The organism is Desulfosporosinus burensis (genome assembly GCF_054657535.1).
Window position 1 is genome coordinate 37,134 of record NZ_BAAHYN010000008.1, and the last position, 17,683, is coordinate 54,816.

Here is a 17,683-nt window from a genome sequence, read left to right on the forward strand (position 1 = left end):
TTATCATAACTATTCTGGAGGTATCAATGAAAAAATTCAAGATAAATGTAACTTCTCTTATTACTATTGCTTTAATATTTGGCCTAGGTGGTTTATCCTTATTGGCCTATTTACAGACGAAAGATCTTTTAATTGCTAATTTAGAAATGCATATCTCCTCGCTGACGTTATCTTCGGGTTCTGAAGTCGGCTTATGGTTAGACGCTCATAAAACAGAAATCGAGATTATGGCAAATACTCCACTTGTCAAAAGTGGAGACAAGGAGGCAATTGTTTCTTATTTAAGCAAAGAAGTCCTGCGTAACAAAGACTTTGAGGATATTTTCTTTGCCGATAGTTTGGGAAATTACTCTCTGAGTTCGGGTCTTACTGGCAGTATTGTTGATCGTGAATATTTTCAAAAGGTTATAGCTACGGGCAATAGTGTGATATCAGATCCTGTAATTTCCAAGGGGAGTAGCAATCACACCATTGTTGTAGCGGCTCCAGTTATTATAGAAAGCAAAGTGGTTGGCCTTTTAGGGGGGAGTGTTAACTTAGCTGAACTTAGCCAACTTGTTACATCAAAAAAAGTCGGAGAGATTGGGGATGCTTTTATGGTTCAGCAAGATGGACTGATGATCGTTCACCCGAACCAAGAATTCATTATGAAATATAATGTGCTCAAAGAAAACAATGTCTCTCAAAGTTATCAAGGTGCCATCCATAAAATGGTTAGGGGGGGAACAGGGGTTACTAGGTACACGTATGAAAACGAGGACAAATACCTTGCCTTTACTCCAGTTCCAGGGGTCAAATGGTCTTTAGGGGTCACGGTTCCATTAACCTATATTACGAATCAGTTGAGTTACTTGCCTATCTACTTTATCGGGTTAACAGTTATTTTCGGCGTTTTTTTAGTTTTTTTATTAAGTCGTTGGCTAGTCGTCCCCCTTACAACGTTGACAAAGTTTACGACGGAGCTCAATCATAAAATTCATGAACGTGTGGATACTTATCAGCTGAATAGCCCAGTTTTAGAAGTTCAATCCCTGGCAACTAATTTCCAGAGGATGGTCGAAGCACTTCAGGAAAGTTTTCGTGAACTAGAAAACTCAAAACTACACTTGAAGGGAGAAATTATTGAAAAAACAAAGGTTCAAGCAAATTTGGAGAAAAGTTACGAAGAACTTGGAGCTGCAGAGGAAGAACTGAGATTCAATTACGAAAAACTCCAATCAAAGGAAAAATTATTGCGGGAATCAGAACGCCGCTTACGCTCGATCCTCGAAAATGTTAAACTAATTACAGGAATTATGGATAAGGACGGTAGAATACTCTTTTGTAATGACTTTATACTAGAGTTAGCTGGTTTTAAAAGGGAAGAAGTGATTGGAAAAAGCTTTTTTGATATTTTTGTCCCGAATGAATTACGTGAGAGTACATATGCTTGGTTTAAAGAGGTATTGAACAGTAAGGAGATAATAGTTCATAATGTCTATCCTGTTCAAACTAAAAATGGCCAAAAACGATATGTCAATTGGAATCATACTCTCTTATTTGATGCAGACGGGAATGTCTCTGGGGTTGCCAGTATTGGCGAAGATATTACCGAACGAAAACAATTTCAGGAAAAACTCGAGCATATGAGCTTTCATGATGCCCTAACCGATCTCTACAACCGCACGTTCTTTGAAGAAAAAATGCGTCTCCTTAGGGGAGATGATTATGCGCCGATAGGCTTGATTGTTTGCGATGTTGATGGCTTGAAACTTGTCAACGATACGTTAGGACATAGCACTGGTGATAAGTTACTTTGGCTCACTGCTGGTATTATTAAGAAGTGTTTCCGCGAGGATGATTTATTATTTAGGATTGGCGGAGATGAGTTTGCCATCCTTTTGCCAAAAAGCGACATGAAAATTGTTGAACAAGCTTGTTATAGAATTCGTAAGGCTGTTGAAGAGTACAATATCGAGAATGTGGAGTTTCCACTCAGCTTATCAATAGGATTTGCTGTGAGTGAGGAAACAAATGTGAACGTTGACGTGGTCTTCAAAGAAGCTGATGATGGCATGTATCGTGAAAAACTACATCGAAGTAAAAGCACTCGCAGTGCCATAGTTCAGGCACTTATGAAAGCAATGGAGGCTAGAGATTTTATCACGGAAGGGCATGCCGATCGTCTGCAAGACATAGTCCTTACCCTTGGAGAAGCAATGGGATTATCGGAGCGAACTCTCGCAGATTTACGATTGTTGGCACAATTTCATGATATCGGTAAAGTGGGTATTCCTGATCGTATACTTTTCAAGCCTGGGCGTTTAACCTTTGAAGAATTCAAGGAAATGCAGCGACATAGTGAAATTGGACATCGGATTGCACAATCTGCCCCGGATCTACTGCCCATTGCCGATCACATTTTGAGACATCATGAATGGTGGAACGGTCAGGGTTACCCCTTAGGACTTAAGGAAAACGACATTCCCTTAGAGTGCCGTATTTTGGCAATTGCGGATGCCTACGATGCCATGACAAGTAATCGCCCGTATCGAAAAGCCATGAGCCAAGAGCAAGCTTTTAATGAATTGATGGAAAACAGCGGGCTTCAATTTGACCCTAAATTAGTACCTATATTTATTAAAGTATTTAGGATTGATCAATCGTCGATCCGTCCGATAGGCTAATCTTGCCTAGACTGGAGGAAGATCTACTCAATGAGTAGCATGGAAAGTGGAGAGAACAAAATAATTAGTAAAAAGCATTTAGAGAAAGGTGTAGGAATCGTGTTCAATAGGATTGACTAATCCCATTTTCCATGTTATTTTTAACAAAATATATATGATGTGGGCAGGGGAGCTAGAAAGGCTGGCTGAGATTTAGACCCGATAAGGTCTAAGACCCTTTTAACCTGATCTGGATAATGCCAGCGTAGGTAAGCAGTTTTTACTCTTTTATGAAGATGAAAGAGCACAAACCCTATTCTGGGGATCTGTGCTCTTTTTAGTTTTTTAAGAGAGAATATTGAATAATGGAGGAGGTAGTAACCTATGAAAAAAGTACTTACCATAGCTGGTTCAGATTCTAGTGGAGGAGCAGGGATTCAAGCTGACCTAAAAACGTTCTGTGCTCATGGTGTCTATGGAATGAGCGTAATAACCGCAGTCACTGCCCAAAATACCCAAGGAGTTTTTGCTGTTCAGGATATCTCTAGAGAGGTTATTGGTCAACAAATCGAAGCAATTTTCGACGATATTGAGGTCGACGGAGTGAAAATCGGTATGGTTTCCCAAGTTCAAACTATCGAGGTGATTGCAGAAAAGTTGAAACACTATGCGCCTCAAACGATTGTCTTAGACCCAGTCATGGTGTCTAAGAGCGGCTACCACTTGTTAAACCCGGAGGCGGAAGTAACTTTGATTAGGGAATTATTGCCCATGGCAATGATCGTCACCCCAAATATTCCAGAGGCTGAGGTCATGACCAAAAGGTCCATTGGCACGCTAAAGCAAATGGAAGAGGCTGCAAAGGTGATTTATCAGATGGGGGCTAAGAATGTACTGTTAAAGGGAGGGCACTTAGAGGATGACTCTGTAGATATCCTCTTTGACGGTCAGGAATTTAGTTATTTTAGCTCGGTTAGGATTGCTACTAAGAATACTCATGGGACAGGATGTACTCTTTCATCGGCCATCACTGCAAATCTGGCGTTGGGGTACAGCCTTAATCAAGCAGTCCCCTTAGCCAAGGAATATATCACAATTGCCATTCAACAGTCTTTATCGATCGGAAAAGGTATAGGACCGACTCATCACTTTTACACACTATACAAAAAGGCGGGATTAATAGAGTGAGTATAGCTTCAAAAAATAATTTAAGTATGTTTAATTTTTCAACTCTTTGGTTTGGCGCAGCTATTTCAGTCGCTGAAATTTTAACCGGTGGACTGTTGGCTCCCCTAGGATTTAAAATGGGGGTTTTGGCTATCCTGATTGGACACTTGGTTGGAACATCACTTTTGGTGTTAGCAGGAATCATCGGAACCGATGAGCGCATTCCTGCTCTGGTATCAACTCGAATTTCCTTTGGAAAATACGGTTCCTATCTATTTTCCGTCTTGAATGTTTTACAATTACTGGGTTGGACGGCTGTGATGATTATCGTTGGGGCCAGGTCGGTTAACCAGATAAGCAAAACGTTATGGGCTTTTGATCATCTGACGGTTTGGAGTCTGATTATTGGAGTCTTTATCATGGTTTGGGTATGGCTTGGAAAAGATAGCGGCTGGAAAAAGGCGAACCACATAGCTGTGGTGTTATTGTTCTTGTTAACGATAATCTTGAGTACTATCATTTTCAGCAACCATGAACTGTTTACCAAACAGGTTGTCGGAGATATGTCTTTTGGCTTTGGTATAGAATTAGCTGTAATCATGCCCTTATCCTGGTTACCATTGATCTCCGACTACACACGATTTGCTAAGTCAAGGCGAGACGGTGCCTGGGGCAGCTGGCTTGGATACTTTTTTGGCAGCAGTTGGATGTACATTATCGGCTTGGGTGCAGCGATCATTGCCTCGGACGCTGACCCTGCCGCAATGTTATTAGCTGCTAATCTCGGTATAGTAGCCTTAGGAATTATTGTCTTGGCTACGGTAACGACAACCTTCCTGGATGCTTATTCGGCTGGGGTTACATTTCTAAACATTTTCCCTAAATTGAATGAGAAAACGGTGGCCTTGGTCATGACTGGGATTGGAACCGGACTAGCGATCATCGTCAATATTGAGCAATATGAGCATTTCCTTTATGCCATTGGATCGGTGTTTGCGCCCTTATTTGCGATTCTCTTGACGGATTATTTCCTTTTAAATAACAAGAAAATCCAACCTGAGCTTTTGGTAAACTGGGGTACCGTACTCCTATGTGGAGTGGGTACAGCTTTATACTATTGGTTTATCAAGTTAGACTTTGTTCTGGGCGCTACTATACCTGTTATGCTGACTATCAGCATCTTACATTCTATAACATGGAGGTTGACTGCTAAATGGAAATACGTGAAATAATCTTTGAAAACTTAAGGCTCGTTAAAGAAAAAAGTCCCTTAATCCACCATATCACGAACTATGTTACCGTGAATGATTGTGCTAATATTGTCCTAGCCATCGGAGGTTCCCCTGTGATGGCGGATGATCTGGAGGAAGTGGCAGAAATGGTTGGCTTTGCTTCTGCCCTAGTTCTTAACATTGGCACTCTTAATTCCAGAACGATTGAAAGCATGCGAGTCTCCGGTTTACGGGCGAAAGAGTTAGGTGTCCCGGTGATCCTAGATCCGGTAGGAGTAGGGGCCACGAAGTTGAGAACAAACACTGCAGAAACGTTGATTAAGGAGTTAAAACCTGAGGTTATCCGGGGGAATATGTCAGAGATCAAAGTATTAGCTGGCCAAAATGTAGCTATAAAGGGAGTCGATTCGCTAGCGGACGAACAAGATAGTTCGGTGATTGCCAAAAAACTAGCCTCTGAATTAGGCTGCGTGATTGCCATAACCGGTAAAACGGATGTTGTTTCTGATGGACGTCAAGTGTGCTTGCTGGATAATGGCCACCGAATTTTGGCAGATGTTACGGGAACAGGGTGTATGACAACCTCCCTCGTGGGAACCTTTTGCGGCGTCACTAAAGATTACTATACGGCGGCCGTGGCTGGAATTATTAGTATGGGCTTGGCAGGAGAAATCGCCCAGGCTTCATTGCGCCATGGGGAAGGTATCGGAACGTTTAGAACCAGATTGTTGGATAGCATCTATAATTTGACTCCCGAAACCCTAGCTAAAGAAGGTAAAATTAGTTATGAGTAAAGTTAAGGTCGACTACACTTTGTATTTGGTCACAGATCGAAAACTTCTCGGAGAGCGGGATTTGGCTCAGAGTATTGAGCTAGCCATACAAGGTGGGGTAACCTTGGTGCAGCTTAGGGAAAAATCCCTTTCTACCAAGGATTTCTTACAACTAGCCATTAAAGTAAAAGAGATAACCTCTCGCTACCAAATTCCCCTGATTATAAATGACCGTCTAGACATTGCCCTCGCGGTCGATGCCGAGGGATTACATGTCGGTCAAGAAGATCTGCCTATGCTAAAAGCAAGAGAGTTGTTTGGCCCCAATAGAATCATTGGGGTCTCTGCCAGTACTCTAGAAGAAGCCATTCTTGCCCAACGACAGGGTGCTGACTATTTAGGAGTCGGAGCTGTATTTAGCACATCGACTAAGACTGACGCCCCAGAAGTCAGTCTCGGGCAGTTAGAACTTATTCGGAAAACAGTCTCAATCCCTGTCGTGGCGATCGGTGGAATTAATCTGACGAACCTAAAGCGAGTTATGGCTACCGGGATTGAGGGGGTTTCAGTCGTATCTGCCATTTTGGCAGAAGAAGACATTCGAATGGCGTCCAAGCAGTTAAAGGAACTTATTAGATAGTCAACTCCATTAGCTAAAGTCGAACATCGAGACGATGCTCATTCTGGTCCGATTATTCCTTGTTTAGGATAAACCTGTGGGTTATACTAGAAAAACGAAGGTAGTACATAATACTTGCTTACAAGGAGAGGATTATAATGTTAAACGATAAAACAGCCTTGATCACTGGAGGCGGGACCGGGATCGGTAAAGCGATCGCCTTAAAACTAGCCCAGTCTGGAGTTAATATTGCGATTAATTACTCTCGATCTGAGCAAGAAGCGCTTAAAACTTGTCAAGAAATCAAGGATTTAGGAGTTCGCTGCCTAATCTATAAAGCGGACGTTGCGCGGGATGCTGAAATTAGGGCAATGATTAGTCAAGTAGCCCTGGATTTTGGTAAGTTGGATATATTAGTAAATAATGCTGGAACGACCCATTTCGTTGATCATTCAGACCTTGAGGGAATGAAAGAGGAATATTGGGATGATATCTTGGGAGTCAATGTAAAGGGATTGTTCTTTTGTTGCAGGGCGGCTTCTGCCGAACTTAAGAAAAGTCGAGGCTGCATCGTGAACATCACATCGATAGCAGGCTTAACTGGATTAGGTAGTTCTATCGCTTACTCTGCTTCTAAAGCGGCAGCAATAAGTGTTACAAAGTCGTTAGCTCGAGTGCTAGCTCCTGAAGTTAGAGTTAATGGTGTTGCACCTGGAATTGTCCAAACCCGTTGGGTGGAAGGGAAGGAAGAGCATATTTCTCGACTTGCTGCAGGTACACCACTGGGGCGAATTGCAGATCCTGAAGATATTGCTGAGGTCGTCTATTCCTTGGTCGCCCATGCAGGGTTTATGACCGGACAAACAGTCGTGGTCGACGGAGGAAGCTTTATCTAAAAGGTAAGGGTATCCCTCAGGATTTTATTGCTTATTAATTAAGGATGGCTTGCCGTCCGAATTATCCAGAGGCCTAGCGGCGGTTAGCCATCAGATAAAGTACTTACTCAAGGTTTTCAGAGGAGTTTATTATGAAAATTGGCAATTTGAATAGCTTGGTAGATTCAATCAAGGATGAAGTCATCTTTTGGAGACGTCAGTTGCACCAAAATCCTGAGTTATCTTATCATGAAGAAGAAACCTCAGAGTTTATTTTTCACTTGCTCCAGTCCTTTGGTTATTTTGAGGTAACACGTCCGACGAAAACTAGTGTGATGGCTCGTTTGATTGGCAAGCAGCCCGGCAAAGTGATTGCCATAAGGGCGGATATTGATGCTTTGCCTATTCAAGAAGAATCTCTGGTAGATTATGCTTCTCAAAATCCTGGAGTGATGCATGCTTGCGGGCATGATACACACACTGCTATGCTGCTAGGCGTAGCCAAACTATTCAGTAGCTTGTATTTCCAGTTAAAAGGAGAGTTACGCTTAATATTTCAGCATGCTGAGGAAAAGTTCCCACCAGGGGGTGCTGAAGAACTCGTCCAAGCAGGGGTAATGGAAGGTGTAGACGCCGTCATCGGAGGGCATATATGGGCAGCTTTAGAAACCGGTAAAGTCGGCTTGGCGTATGGTCCAATGATGGCCTCACCGGATTCGTTTTATCTCACGATCAAGGGAAAGGGTGGACATGGTGCAATGCCCCATCAGACGATCGATGCCATTACCATTGGGGCAGAAGTGGTAGTTAACCTGCAGCATATTGTGTCACGTAATATAGATCCATTAGATCCTGTGGTAATCTCGGTAGGTCGGTTTGTTGGTGGTACTCAAAATAACATTATACCAGGCACTGTGCAAATAGACGGTACAATCCGTACCTTGAATCCTAAGCTTCGCGAAGAGGTTCCACTTTTAATTGAGCGAGTAGTAAAGGGAATTACCTCAGCTCACGGAGCAGATTATGATTTAAACTTTATCTTAGGCTACAGACAAGTGATCAATGATGATCGGATCGTTCAGGTTCTGGAAGAGACAGTACGTGAAGTGATGGGGGACGAAGTGATTGCGTTTGTCCGACCTAGCATGGGCGCAGAGGATTTTTCCGCCTATTTACAAAAAGCTCCGGGTGCGTTCTTCTTCTTAGGAGGAGGGAACAAGGAAAAAGGATGCGTCTATCCGCATCATCACCCTTGCTTCAATATTGATGAGGACGCTATGCAAAAGGGTATTAACATCTTTATGCATACTGCACTAAAACTTCTTGCTGAATAGGTCCCACTAGTCTTCGAAGGTGCTCGGTCTTTTTCAGTTCTGGGTTGTTGACAGGAAGAAGATTTCAGGTATAATGAAGGAAGATCAAATACAAGCAAGATTCAGATTTAAGTTGTTGGTCGCGTGCTAGGCATTGTTTCGATTCATCGAAAGTAAGCATTGCAATCAGTTAACAAATGCTGAATTTCGGAGAACTGGAGCCACCTAGCTGGGTGGTTTTTGTAGTTATTAGAAAGATTTCCAGCAAAGTTCCTTCCTTAATGAATCGGTGATCTGCTACCTAATCATTTGTTATTTGAAGATGCAGTTGCTTGATTGAACGCAGTTAACGTAATGTAAACTGAGTAGTGGAGGCCACTCATTGGAGTGGATTTTTCTTTTTCATATGAGTGTATTGGCTTAATATTGGTATATCCTTAGTTGAAGCACCAATATATCGGGCACAATTGGATTGTGAGGATAAGCCCTTTATACGGTTTATATAACGTGATATTATGTAATATAATGCGGTAATTTGAAAAGAAATTGAGAATTAAATCGGGAGGATAACAATATTAATGGATTATTATAAGAATTTTTTTGAAAGTAAATTGTTTAAAAAGATTATATCTTTGTTACTTTTATTTGCAATTTTAATTAGTGTTAAACCCATGATGAATTTGTTGTTATTAACTTTCATGTTTTCTTTTATTTTATACGGAATTCAAAATTACATTTTTAAGAAAATTGTTAAACTAATGCCCATTAATCGAACCGGGATTACCTTTGCTATCTTTATAATATTGGCTTCTGCCATGGTATTTTTTATCTATAAATATATACCTATCTTAAGTAAACAGTTATTATATATCGGAATTCAACTCAGCAATTTTGATATCAATAATTATGAAGATGCAATAAATCCTAATGTAAGGGAAGCAATTAGTACTAACATTCAATCTTATGTTGTTGAGGGTGGTACTTACCTTATTCATTCGGTAACAAACATTTGGAAATTTAGTTTAAACATCTTTATTGCCCTTATACTTAGTTTGTTTCTTATTTTAGAAAAGGATAAAACGATAAAATTCTTAAACAAGTTTGCAGATAGTAAAATAGGGTTTATATATAAATACTATAAAAAGCTGGGTAGAAATTTCGTTAATTCATTTGCTAAAGTAATGGAAACTCAAATCCTGATTTCATTAATCAACTCCATTTTATCCGCCATTATCTTGAGTGCAATGGGGTTTCATCAAGTGATTGGTCTAGGTTTTATGATTTTTATTTTAGGAATAATACCTGTAGCAGGTGTTATCTTTTCGTTGATTCCTTTATCAATCATAGCCTTCAAATTAGGAGGATTAATGAAGATTCTATATGTGTTAGTTATGATCGCGGTCTTACATGGAATTGAAGCCTATTTTTTAAACCCTAAACTAATGTCCGTAAAAACAAAACTACCTGTTTTTTTCACTTTAGTAGTTTTAATTATGGCAGAACATTTTTTGGGAATATGGGGATTATTATTCGGAATTCCACTTTTCCTATTTTTCCTAGATCTACTCGAAGTAGAAGATTTCTAGTCTATCCTTCGCCGGTATGTATTCTTTTTATGATCACGAGTTCACTTAGAGGATGTTCAAACCCTTGACACACCCTCTAAGTGTCTTTATTATCCATATAGACTAATTCTAGTGAATTTATTATTAAAAATTATAATTAGAAGGCTCTAGGAATGAAAAGGAATTATCCATGCATTCAACGAATAATGAAATAAATAGTGATAGTAATAACTCTCCAGTCACAACCCTCTTAAAATGTCTTCAACAGTATAACTTTCCGCAAAAATAACAGTGAAAGATGTGAAAGTATGTACATAACTGATTATGAGGTGGCTCTTAGATTATTTTTGGCTTGTGTTTTTGGTGGAGTAGTGGGGCTTGAAAGAGAACGAAACGATAGTCCAGCAGGGTTTAGAACTCATATTTTGGTCTCATTAGGTGCCGCTTTGATTATGATCATATCTATGTATGGATTTTCTGATTTTGATTCAGTGAATAAAGATCCGGCAAGATTAGCCGCCCAAGTTGTTTCAGGCATTGGTTTTCTAGGGGCAGGGACAATATTAAGAGATAAAACATCAATTAAAGGATTAACCACTGCTGCATCACTATGGGTGGTATCCGCAATTGGATTGGCGGCAGGAGCCGGATTTTATTTTTCAGCATTCGTCGCAACTGTATTGGTTTTCCTAACCTTAGAGCGCTCCGTTGAAACCTATTTTTTTAGAAATAGTCAAACTTTAAAAGTCGTTGCGGTCAATGGCACCTGTAAACTCAAAGAAATTAACTATACTATAGAGTCCCATAGCATAATTCCTCAAAATATTTCTATGACTTTATTAAAAGAAGAAGCAAATAGAACCTATATTGAGTACAAATTAAGAACTCCCTTTCGAAAAATTAATATCGAAAATCTTATTGAAGATATTAATGAAATTGATGGCATTTATTCAGCCGAAAAAGTTGAGAATAGCGGGTCACTATTTACTAACTTAAAACGCCGGTTATCTTTCAGAAAAAAGCCCAAAGATCCTTCAATGTAACATCAACAGATAGCTCTTAACTCAGATTTATTATAATGAAAGCCATCCTTTGATTTAAACTGGCGTTTGACAGTTAAAGCAAGGAGATGGCTTTATTCATTATGCCAAAGAATTAAGGTGGTATCAATGAGGCAAAACGCAGCCTTTAGTCGTGCCTCCGAAGTGTGCCATCAAGGAATTGAGTTGTAATTACATAGAAAGTATTAACTTTGGATCTGAAAACGGACAAACTAGTGGCAGGTAAGGCTCAAACAACTGGATGTGTTTGAGCCTTACCTGCCATGACAAAGTGTCGTGATGGAAAGGGACAAGTTTAAGAAAGTAGCACCAGATAAGCATGGTTTAGGGATTAAGAATCAAGCGGTTTTTCTCCTGTAGACAATAGACCTTTTTCTTTATCGAAGAGTAGGGCCTTGTGATTGCGAAGTACTTCAGAATCAGTCCCTCGATCACCAATGGACGTTTTGAACAGCTCCACAGGATTGCTGACATCGGTCACATCAAAGACGGCAAGTTTCATTCCTTGATAAAAGGCATTGGAACCCATGGGCGTGCCAGGAAGAATTCCTTGCCGGTTCGTTTGGCTTACTTCGATGGTTTCTTTACCAAAGCCGATGATATGGTTCTCGTCATACGGGTGGAGGTAATCACTGAATCCTGGTATTTTCAAAGCACCTAAGATTTTAGGCGAAGTAGGGTCTTTAAGATCTAGAACAAAGAAGGGAACAACATTTTTGAAGGTAACCATGTAGCCCCGATCCCCCATAAAACGAACTGTATAGATCTTTTCTCCGGGTGCAATATCCTCTATCTTTCCAGTCAGTTGAAGGGCTTGATCTAGGATATAGACATTATTTTTAGAGGTGTTGTCATCGGAACTTACGGGCTCTTTTCAATCATTTGGTGAGATAATCAAAGTTGCTACTCTGCTTTCTTGAAAATGGACCAAGGCGTATCGACAGCTTTACCGTCTTCTAACATTTTCTGAACAGTTCCTGGTGTATAAAAACCAGCTTTTTCTGTTTTGAGAAGGCATTCTTCCAAAGTAATTTCCTGCCAAGTGTCCTCGCCTTTTAATTGAGTTAAAAACTTCATATTAATTAATCCTCCATTTAAGTATTTTTAAGCCCTCTAAATTATAGCAGGAAATACCACTCAAATAAATGCCATTTAAAAACGTTTTATTCGACTTAGAGGCTAGCAACTAATTCTTTTCCCTCGCTACTCTCCACCCAGATCAGCCAACAACAATTTCAACTAACTAGGCGATGTCTCTTTTCTGAAAGGTAATCTAGGAGATGGCAATAAACAGGAGCAAAAAATTGCTTTAGATGGCGAAGGAGAAAGGGGGGTTACGCAAAAGGATTGCTACTCATAGAAATCAGGGAAAATAAAACAAGTTTAAAAGATTTTTAGGCAGGATTTAAAGGTTGTTCATATTGAATTGATTACAGAACAGTAAAGCTTTTGACAAAAAAATGATCATACATGAAGGAGGACTTTATTTGAGAAAGCTTAAAATAACGATCTTGGTAGAAAACACTGTAGGAGCCCCTTTAGGGCTCTTATCGGAGTGGGGTTTGTCGATGATCTTGGATTTTGGCGATGAGCAAATTTTATTCGATGCTGGGGAACAGGGCAGTCTTGTCAGCAACGCTCAGATATTGGGGCATGATCTGCGGCGAATTGATCGTGTCATCTTAAGCCACGGACATTATGATCACACTGGCGGACTTCTTAAGTTCCTTCAATATAGAGGGACAATTTCAGTGTATGCACATCCTGATTTATTTACAGGGCACTACGGTCGGGGACTTAAAGGGCAAGCAGACCGATATATCGGTGTACCACACTGTCAGAAGCTGCTAGAGAGTGCTGGAGCAAAGTTTCACTGGCATAGTGAGCCTTTAGAATTAAGTCCGGGACTTTGGCTAAGTGGTGAAATCCCACGACAAACGTCTTTTGAACGCATTGACGATAAGTTAATTGAGAACAAAGCAGGAAGCGTTGTTCAAGACAGTATTCGAGATGATCTAAGCCTTTTTTATGTATCAGACCAGGGGTTAATCATACTTCTCGGCTGCGCCCACTCAGGCTTGGTGAACATTGTAGAACATGCGAAGAGGGTGACCGGGGAGCGTAAAGTAAGAGCGATCATTGGAGGAACTCATCTTGGCCCAGCTACTCCGGATCAACAGCAACAAACGATGGACTATTTGCGAGGACTCAATTTGGATTGTTTAGCGCCAAATCACTGTACTGGTATGGGGATGCTGAGTAAGTTAGCAACAGAATTCCCTAGCATCTTCACTTGGGCAATGGCTGGAAATACGTTGGATTTTAATTAGAGGGGGTTGCTAACAAATGGCCATACCCACTTCCAGAACCAAAGAATCTGCTAAAATTTCAATCGATATTAGCCTTTGCACAGGCTGTGGTTTATGCATCGAAGTATGTAAGAGCTTTAATCTCACTCAGAAAAACGGCAAAGTGATCAGTAAGGATTCTGTTTATGGTTGTATCGGCTGTGGGCATTGTATGGCGATTTGCCAGCATGAAGCAATTAAGATATATGGACGATGTCTCATTCCGGAAGATTTATTGGCTCTGGCAGACCTACAGGGAAAGGCCTCTTATGAGGAAGTGCTGAACCTCTTGCAACGCCGCCGCAGTATTCGCGAGTTTAAAGCGCTTCCTGTTGAAAAAGAGCTTATTGAAAAAGTCATAGAAGCAGCTCAAACATCTCCGATGGGTTTACCTCCTTCGGATGTAAACCTTCTTGTTTTTGACAGCCCAACAAAAGTTCGACAGTTTGCAAAGGACTTTTGCGATTATCTAGAAGGCCTAAAATGGTTTGTTTCTGGATGGTTTTTGGCTCTTATGCGGCCATTGTGGGGAAAGGCCAACGATGAACTCTTTAGGGGATTTGTACGACAGTACAAAACGTGCATGAAAAAGTGCTGATGAGAAAAAGCAGTTACACAAGGCTGAGCGCCAGGGTGACTGCTTTTTTGTTACTTAATTATTGTTTTCATTTTGCAACATGTTCGTTAGTCACTAAGGTATTTGGCTTTCTTACAGCCAAGCCTGATAACGTGCCCATTGGACATATGGCGCACCAGGTTCTGGCTCTGTATATGTAACTAAGCAAGAGGCCAATAATTGTTGTTGTAAACATCATGGAATAAACCCTATACCCCAAATGCACGGCCCAATCCGGTATTGCTCCAATTGAGAGAAGGTTTGGCATATTCCAGGGAAGTTGGAAAGCCATTAAGAATCTTATTTTTTCTAGAGGATCTCTGATATCTAGAAATACCATGAGAGTAGAAAGACATATCATTAGAAAATTTAACAAAAAGTAGGTTAGCATAACTTTTTTTCCTGTGCCGTTTATCAGCCATTTTGGAGGTTGACGGTGCGCCCCAATTTTTGCGAACAGTCTGGTAAATAGATTTGATCGGGGACAGTTGCTTTGACACCAAGTTCTTTTATTGTCTTTGATTACAAATACAAAGGGCATAATAAGGCAAAAAAAACCGATCCAGGCAAAGATAATATTAAAAAAGCCTATGGTAAAAAATAAGATTGTAAACAAGTATGAATATCTCATCCAAATTTGTTTCATCAAAATACTCCATTCTTTTTTCAAATATAACCAATCCCGGGTAGGGGGGGTATATTGATTATAAGGCTTTTGAAGAGATTTGTACATTGCCTGAAACAAATTTGGGTCGAGTCCATTCGTAGGTTCATCAAGAATTAAAAGCTTAGGCTTAGCTATGATGGCCTGAGCAATTCCTACAAACGGCGCAGGAAAGACGACAACCATCCGCATGATTGTCGGATTAATAAAACCGTCAAGAGGGTCAGTCAGCATCTGTGGCTATTCCGTAGCTCATGATTTTGTGAAAGCCCTATCAAATGTCGGCTGCATTATCGAGAGCCCCGATATGTACAAATACTTAACAGGAATGGAAAATTTGTTACAATTTGCTGCCATGAACAAAAAGATTAGTCGACAACGAATTAAAGATGTGGTGGAAATGGTAGGCCTCCAGCATCGTGTCAATGACAAAGTAAGTACTTATTCTTTGGGTATGCGTCAACGGTGGATTCGTATGGTTTATTATTGGCTTCTTAATGTGTATTCTGGCATTCTTGCCAGGCACCGGAAGCGCGGTCGTCTATTTTGCCTTAGTTCTCATTGCTGCTGTCGAGCCTATCCTATATTCGTGGATTCAGTTTAAACGACAACAATAACGAGTTGACCATCCCAGAGATAACCATTAAGGATTAAATTGACTTGTAAATGCTTGTCATTTAACTAACTTAATAACTTGGGTAAAGGGGACAGGTTCCTTGTTCGGGGAGGAAACAAGGAACCTGTCCCCCTGTTTTACTGTGATTAGGCATGCTATAATTGGGTCGATAAAGATATGTTAATGTACAAGTTTTTTCATTTGTAAAGTAGAATTCAATTTGATGATTCGAGGAGTTAAGAAATGTCGGAAATCTTGTCCCGGATTCGCAGCACACTCACCTTTAGCATTGCGATTGTTTTTCTAGTTAACCTGTTTATCAAGTCAAGTCTGATTCAAGATTTCAACTTAGTAATCATGGTTATCATAATTGCGCTCAGTTTCATGGTCATTTCGGGCACAACCTTGATCATTGGAGTCATAACGTTTGCTCTAAGCACGTTTCTTTTCCTGTATTATCATGCTCCTCTAAGCGTATGGCAGCAAGCTTTACAAGAAAACATATATCTAGTCGTCATGTTCACTCTAGTACCTCTGTTAGGTATTCCCATTCAGCATGGAGGTTACTTTGAGGCCTTACAAGGTGTGTTTAGGCGCTATGTGTATAACAACAGTCGTTTTTACCTTCTTGTGAGCTTTATTTCTGCTTTTGTTGGTGTACTGGTCAATTTAGCAGTGGTTCCGCTTGTGCTTCAAATTAGTCAGGCTAGTAGTATAAGTTCTAACAAAAAGCTGTTAAGCGCTGCAATTGTCCGTGGTTTTGCTACATGCACAATCTGGGCTCCTACGACTGCGGCCATAGCCTTAATTATACAATTGAGTGAAGCAAGTTGGCCATTATTTTTTCCTTATGGAATTTTATGCGGTGTAATCGCTGGTTTGGTCGGATATTTCGTGACCATGGATGAAGAGAGAAGAATTGGTAATGCTTTTACAGGCGTGGTTGAGGAACCAATAGTGGATCTTGATGTTCGAAAAGTAGTGGAATTAAGTGTTTTTAGTATAATCTTGATTCTTTCCATTGCAGCAGTATCAATTATTACAGGAATACATACAGTCATCGTGGTTTCCATGGCGTGCTTAATATTCCCTGCCCTCTGGCTGGGAATGATTGGTCGCTTTGAAGTGCTGATCACTGAATTTAAGGGAAATTACTTTAAAGAAAATTTGCCAAAATTAAAAAATGAAATAATTCTTTTTGTGGGTGCAGGCCTGTTTGCATCCAGTATCAATTTCTCTCACTTAGGAACAAATATATCAAAGATTTTATCCATTTTGGTCGGACAAAACGCCTTATTACTTGCAGTCGTAATTATTCTCTTCATACTCACGTTATCGTCTCTAGGTATTCACCCCATTGTTTCCGTCACGATTATCGGAGGAACAGTTAAAGCTGCTGCTTACGGTGTAAGTCCGACTTATCTGGCCCTGATTTTAGCTATTAGTTGGGCAATGGGAATTTCCATTTCCCCCTCTTCGGCCACTGTTATCGCCATATCTGGGTTGACAGGTCAGTCGCCGCTCCAGGTAGGGCCACGTTGGAATGGATTATATGCCATAATTTCATCAGCTATAATACTTATTATCCTGACTATTTTTAGATCGATTGGATTATTATAGATTAAGATAAAAAATTATTGAGCATTGTCAATGCAGAAAGGGTGAGTGATTAGTGATACGAATCGGGGTGATTGGGCAATCAGGGGATATACCGAAGGAACTTCAACAATTGGCTCATGATGTTGGACGGGAAATTGCCCTAAGGGGAGCGGTTCTCTTAACTGGTGGGACGAATGGTGTGATGGAGTGTGCTTCTAGGGGAGCCAAGGAGGCTAATGGGCTAGTCGTTGGAATTTTACCGGGAGATTCGTTGGATCGGGCCAATCAATATATAGATATTCCTATCTCGACAGGACTAAGCTTTGATTACAGGAGCTTAATACTTGTCCATTCTTCGGATGCTCTGATTATGGTTGCAGGTGGGAATGGCACCTTGGGGGAATTATCTGCCGCGTATCTTAATCTTAAACCAGTCGTGATCCTAGAACCATCGGGTGGTTGGGCCAAAAAGGTGAGGAGCATGGCTTATGAAGAAGCCTATCTAGATGAAAGAAAGAGCCTAAAGCTTGATTATGCTCAGACGGTTAAAGAGGCCTTAGATATCGCTTTTAACAGAGTCGGTTGTTAAT

At 40.5% G+C, this 17,683-nt stretch carries 15 protein-coding genes, 2 pseudogenes and 1 riboswitch; of the genes and pseudogenes, 14 read left to right on the plus strand and 3 right to left on the minus strand.

The genetic code is table 11. The features are described 5' to 3' along the window. Nucleotides 1–26: 26 nt before the first annotated feature. From ACYQ3Q_RS15025 to ACYQ3Q_RS15065, 9 genes are all read left to right on the plus strand, one after another. The gene (locus ACYQ3Q_RS15025; RefSeq protein WP_459929353.1) at nucleotides 27–2,666 is read left to right on the plus strand and encodes an HD domain-containing phosphohydrolase; all 2,640 of its coding nucleotides are present in this window, start codon (nucleotides 27–29) and stop codon (nucleotides 2,664–2,666) included. Between the two features lie 155 nt (nucleotides 2,667–2,821). Next, nucleotides 2,822–2,934: riboswitch (TPP riboswitch) on the plus strand. A 95-nt stretch (nucleotides 2,935–3,029) separates the two neighbouring features. Then, nucleotides 3,030–3,833 carry a bifunctional hydroxymethylpyrimidine kinase/phosphomethylpyrimidine kinase gene (gene thiD / locus ACYQ3Q_RS15030; RefSeq protein ID WP_459929354.1) on the plus strand — a complete coding sequence of 268 codons (804 nt, stop codon included), beginning with the start codon at nucleotides 3,030–3,032 and terminating at the stop codon, nucleotides 3,831–3,833. Then, nucleotides 3,830–5,044 (plus strand): putative hydroxymethylpyrimidine transporter CytX, encoded by a 1,215-nt coding sequence (cytX, locus tag ACYQ3Q_RS15035; protein WP_459929355.1) that lies wholly within the window; start codon nucleotides 3,830–3,832, stop codon nucleotides 5,042–5,044. The genes thiD and cytX overlap by 4 nt, the downstream gene beginning before the upstream one ends. Then, nucleotides 5,026–5,838, plus strand: coding sequence for a hydroxyethylthiazole kinase (gene thiM / locus ACYQ3Q_RS15040; protein ID WP_459929356.1), 813 nt, complete (start codon nucleotides 5,026–5,028; stop codon nucleotides 5,836–5,838). Before cytX ends, thiM begins: the two co-directional genes overlap by 19 nt. Beyond that, nucleotides 5,831–6,457: a thiamine phosphate synthase gene (gene thiE / locus ACYQ3Q_RS15045; protein ID WP_459929357.1), complete on the plus strand. Its 627-nt coding sequence runs from the start codon at nucleotides 5,831–5,833 to the stop codon at nucleotides 6,455–6,457. Before thiM ends, thiE begins: the two co-directional genes overlap by 8 nt. A gap of 137 nt (nucleotides 6,458–6,594) precedes the next feature. Then, complete coding sequence (locus tag ACYQ3Q_RS15050) at nucleotides 6,595–7,332, plus strand: SDR family NAD(P)-dependent oxidoreductase (protein WP_459929358.1); 738 nt, start codon at nucleotides 6,595–6,597, stop codon at nucleotides 7,330–7,332. Nucleotides 7,333–7,463: 131 nt separating this feature from the next. Next, nucleotides 7,464–8,645, plus strand: a complete 1,182-nt coding sequence (locus ACYQ3Q_RS15055) for a M20 metallopeptidase family protein (protein ID WP_459929359.1) — start codon at nucleotides 7,464–7,466, stop codon at nucleotides 8,643–8,645. 557 nt (nucleotides 8,646–9,202) lie between these two features. Beyond that, nucleotides 9,203–10,210 (plus strand): AI-2E family transporter, encoded by a 1,008-nt coding sequence (locus ACYQ3Q_RS15060; protein ID WP_459929360.1) that lies wholly within the window; start codon nucleotides 9,203–9,205, stop codon nucleotides 10,208–10,210. Nucleotides 10,211–10,497: 287 nt separating this feature from the next. Next, complete coding sequence (locus ACYQ3Q_RS15065; RefSeq protein ID WP_459929361.1) at nucleotides 10,498–11,232, plus strand: MgtC/SapB family protein; 735 nt, start codon at nucleotides 10,498–10,500, stop codon at nucleotides 11,230–11,232. A 376-nt stretch (nucleotides 11,233–11,608) separates the two neighbouring features. Here ACYQ3Q_RS15065 and ACYQ3Q_RS15070 read toward each other — a convergent pair. Both ACYQ3Q_RS15070 and ACYQ3Q_RS15075 read right to left on the minus strand, forming a co-directional pair. Continuing rightward, nucleotides 11,609–12,109, minus strand: a pseudogene (locus tag ACYQ3Q_RS15070) (beta-propeller domain-containing protein); the annotation flags it as partial. A 44-nt stretch (nucleotides 12,110–12,153) separates the two neighbouring features. Continuing rightward, entirely contained in the window at nucleotides 12,154–12,327 is a 174-nt protein-coding gene (locus tag ACYQ3Q_RS15075) for a hypothetical protein (protein ID WP_459929362.1), read from the minus strand. 410 nt (nucleotides 12,328–12,737) lie between these two features. Between ACYQ3Q_RS15075 and ACYQ3Q_RS15080 the strand changes: the two genes are divergently transcribed. Both ACYQ3Q_RS15080 and ACYQ3Q_RS15085 read left to right on the plus strand, forming a co-directional pair. Continuing rightward, nucleotides 12,738–13,580 (plus strand): MBL fold metallo-hydrolase, encoded by an 843-nt coding sequence (locus ACYQ3Q_RS15080; RefSeq protein WP_459929363.1) that lies wholly within the window; start codon nucleotides 12,738–12,740, stop codon nucleotides 13,578–13,580. 16 nt (nucleotides 13,581–13,596) lie between these two features. Beyond that, on the plus strand, nucleotides 13,597–14,196 hold the full coding sequence (locus tag ACYQ3Q_RS15085) for a nitroreductase family protein (protein ID WP_459929364.1): 600 nt from the start codon (nucleotides 13,597–13,599) through the stop codon (nucleotides 14,194–14,196). Nucleotides 14,197–14,263: 67 nt separating this feature from the next. On the opposite strand, the gene ACYQ3Q_RS15090 is transcribed toward ACYQ3Q_RS15085, so the two are convergent. After that, on the minus strand, nucleotides 14,264–14,947 hold the full coding sequence (locus ACYQ3Q_RS15090; RefSeq protein WP_459929594.1) for a 4Fe-4S binding protein: 684 nt from the start codon (nucleotides 14,945–14,947) through the stop codon (nucleotides 14,264–14,266). A gap of 91 nt (nucleotides 14,948–15,038) precedes the next feature. Here ACYQ3Q_RS15090 and ACYQ3Q_RS15095 point away from each other — a divergent pair. The 3 genes and pseudogenes from ACYQ3Q_RS15095 to ACYQ3Q_RS15105 all read left to right on the plus strand — a co-directional run. Then, nucleotides 15,039–15,344, plus strand: a pseudogene (locus ACYQ3Q_RS15095) (ATP-binding cassette domain-containing protein); the annotation flags it as partial. A 393-nt stretch (nucleotides 15,345–15,737) separates the two neighbouring features. Further along, a complete protein-coding gene (locus ACYQ3Q_RS15100; RefSeq protein ID WP_459929365.1) occupies nucleotides 15,738–17,114 on the plus strand; it encodes a C4-dicarboxylate ABC transporter in 1,377 nt (458 codons plus the stop codon). A gap of 52 nt (nucleotides 17,115–17,166) precedes the next feature. Next, the gene (locus tag ACYQ3Q_RS15105) at nucleotides 17,167–17,682 is read left to right on the plus strand and encodes a TIGR00725 family protein (RefSeq protein WP_459929366.1); all 516 of its coding nucleotides are present in this window, start codon (nucleotides 17,167–17,169) and stop codon (nucleotides 17,680–17,682) included. The last annotated feature ends 1 nt before the right edge of the window (nucleotide 17,683 follow it).

Excerpts from the sequence above, each read along its gene's own strand:
- ACYQ3Q_RS15025 (WP_459929353.1), top strand. The coding sequence starts at position 27 with ATGAAAAAATTCAAGATAAATGTAACTTCTCTTATTACTATTGCTTTA.
- thiD (WP_459929354.1), top strand. The coding sequence starts at position 3,030 with ATGAAAAAAGTACTTACCATAGCTGGTTCAGATTCTAGTGGAGGAGCA.
- thiM (WP_459929356.1), top strand. The coding sequence starts at position 5,026 with ATGGAAATACGTGAAATAATCTTTGAAAACTTAAGGCTCGTTAAAGAA.
- thiE (WP_459929357.1), top strand. The coding sequence starts at position 5,831 with ATGAGTAAAGTTAAGGTCGACTACACTTTGTATTTGGTCACAGATCGA.
- ACYQ3Q_RS15050 (WP_459929358.1), top strand. The coding sequence starts at position 6,595 with ATGTTAAACGATAAAACAGCCTTGATCACTGGAGGCGGGACCGGGATC.
- ACYQ3Q_RS15055 (WP_459929359.1), top strand. The coding sequence starts at position 7,464 with ATGAAAATTGGCAATTTGAATAGCTTGGTAGATTCAATCAAGGATGAA.
- ACYQ3Q_RS15060 (WP_459929360.1), top strand. The coding sequence starts at position 9,203 with ATGGATTATTATAAGAATTTTTTTGAAAGTAAATTGTTTAAAAAGATT.
- ACYQ3Q_RS15065 (WP_459929361.1), top strand. The coding sequence starts at position 10,498 with ATGTACATAACTGATTATGAGGTGGCTCTTAGATTATTTTTGGCTTGT.
- ACYQ3Q_RS15075 (WP_459929362.1), bottom strand. The coding sequence starts at position 12,327 with ATGAAGTTTTTAACTCAATTAAAAGGCGAGGACACTTGGCAGGAAATT.
- ACYQ3Q_RS15085 (WP_459929364.1), top strand. The coding sequence starts at position 13,597 with ATGGCCATACCCACTTCCAGAACCAAAGAATCTGCTAAAATTTCAATC.
- ACYQ3Q_RS15090 (WP_459929594.1), bottom strand. The coding sequence starts at position 14,947 with ATGTACAAATCTCTTCAAAAGCCTTATAATCAATATACCCCCCCTACC.
- ACYQ3Q_RS15100 (WP_459929365.1), top strand. The coding sequence starts at position 15,738 with ATGTCGGAAATCTTGTCCCGGATTCGCAGCACACTCACCTTTAGCATT.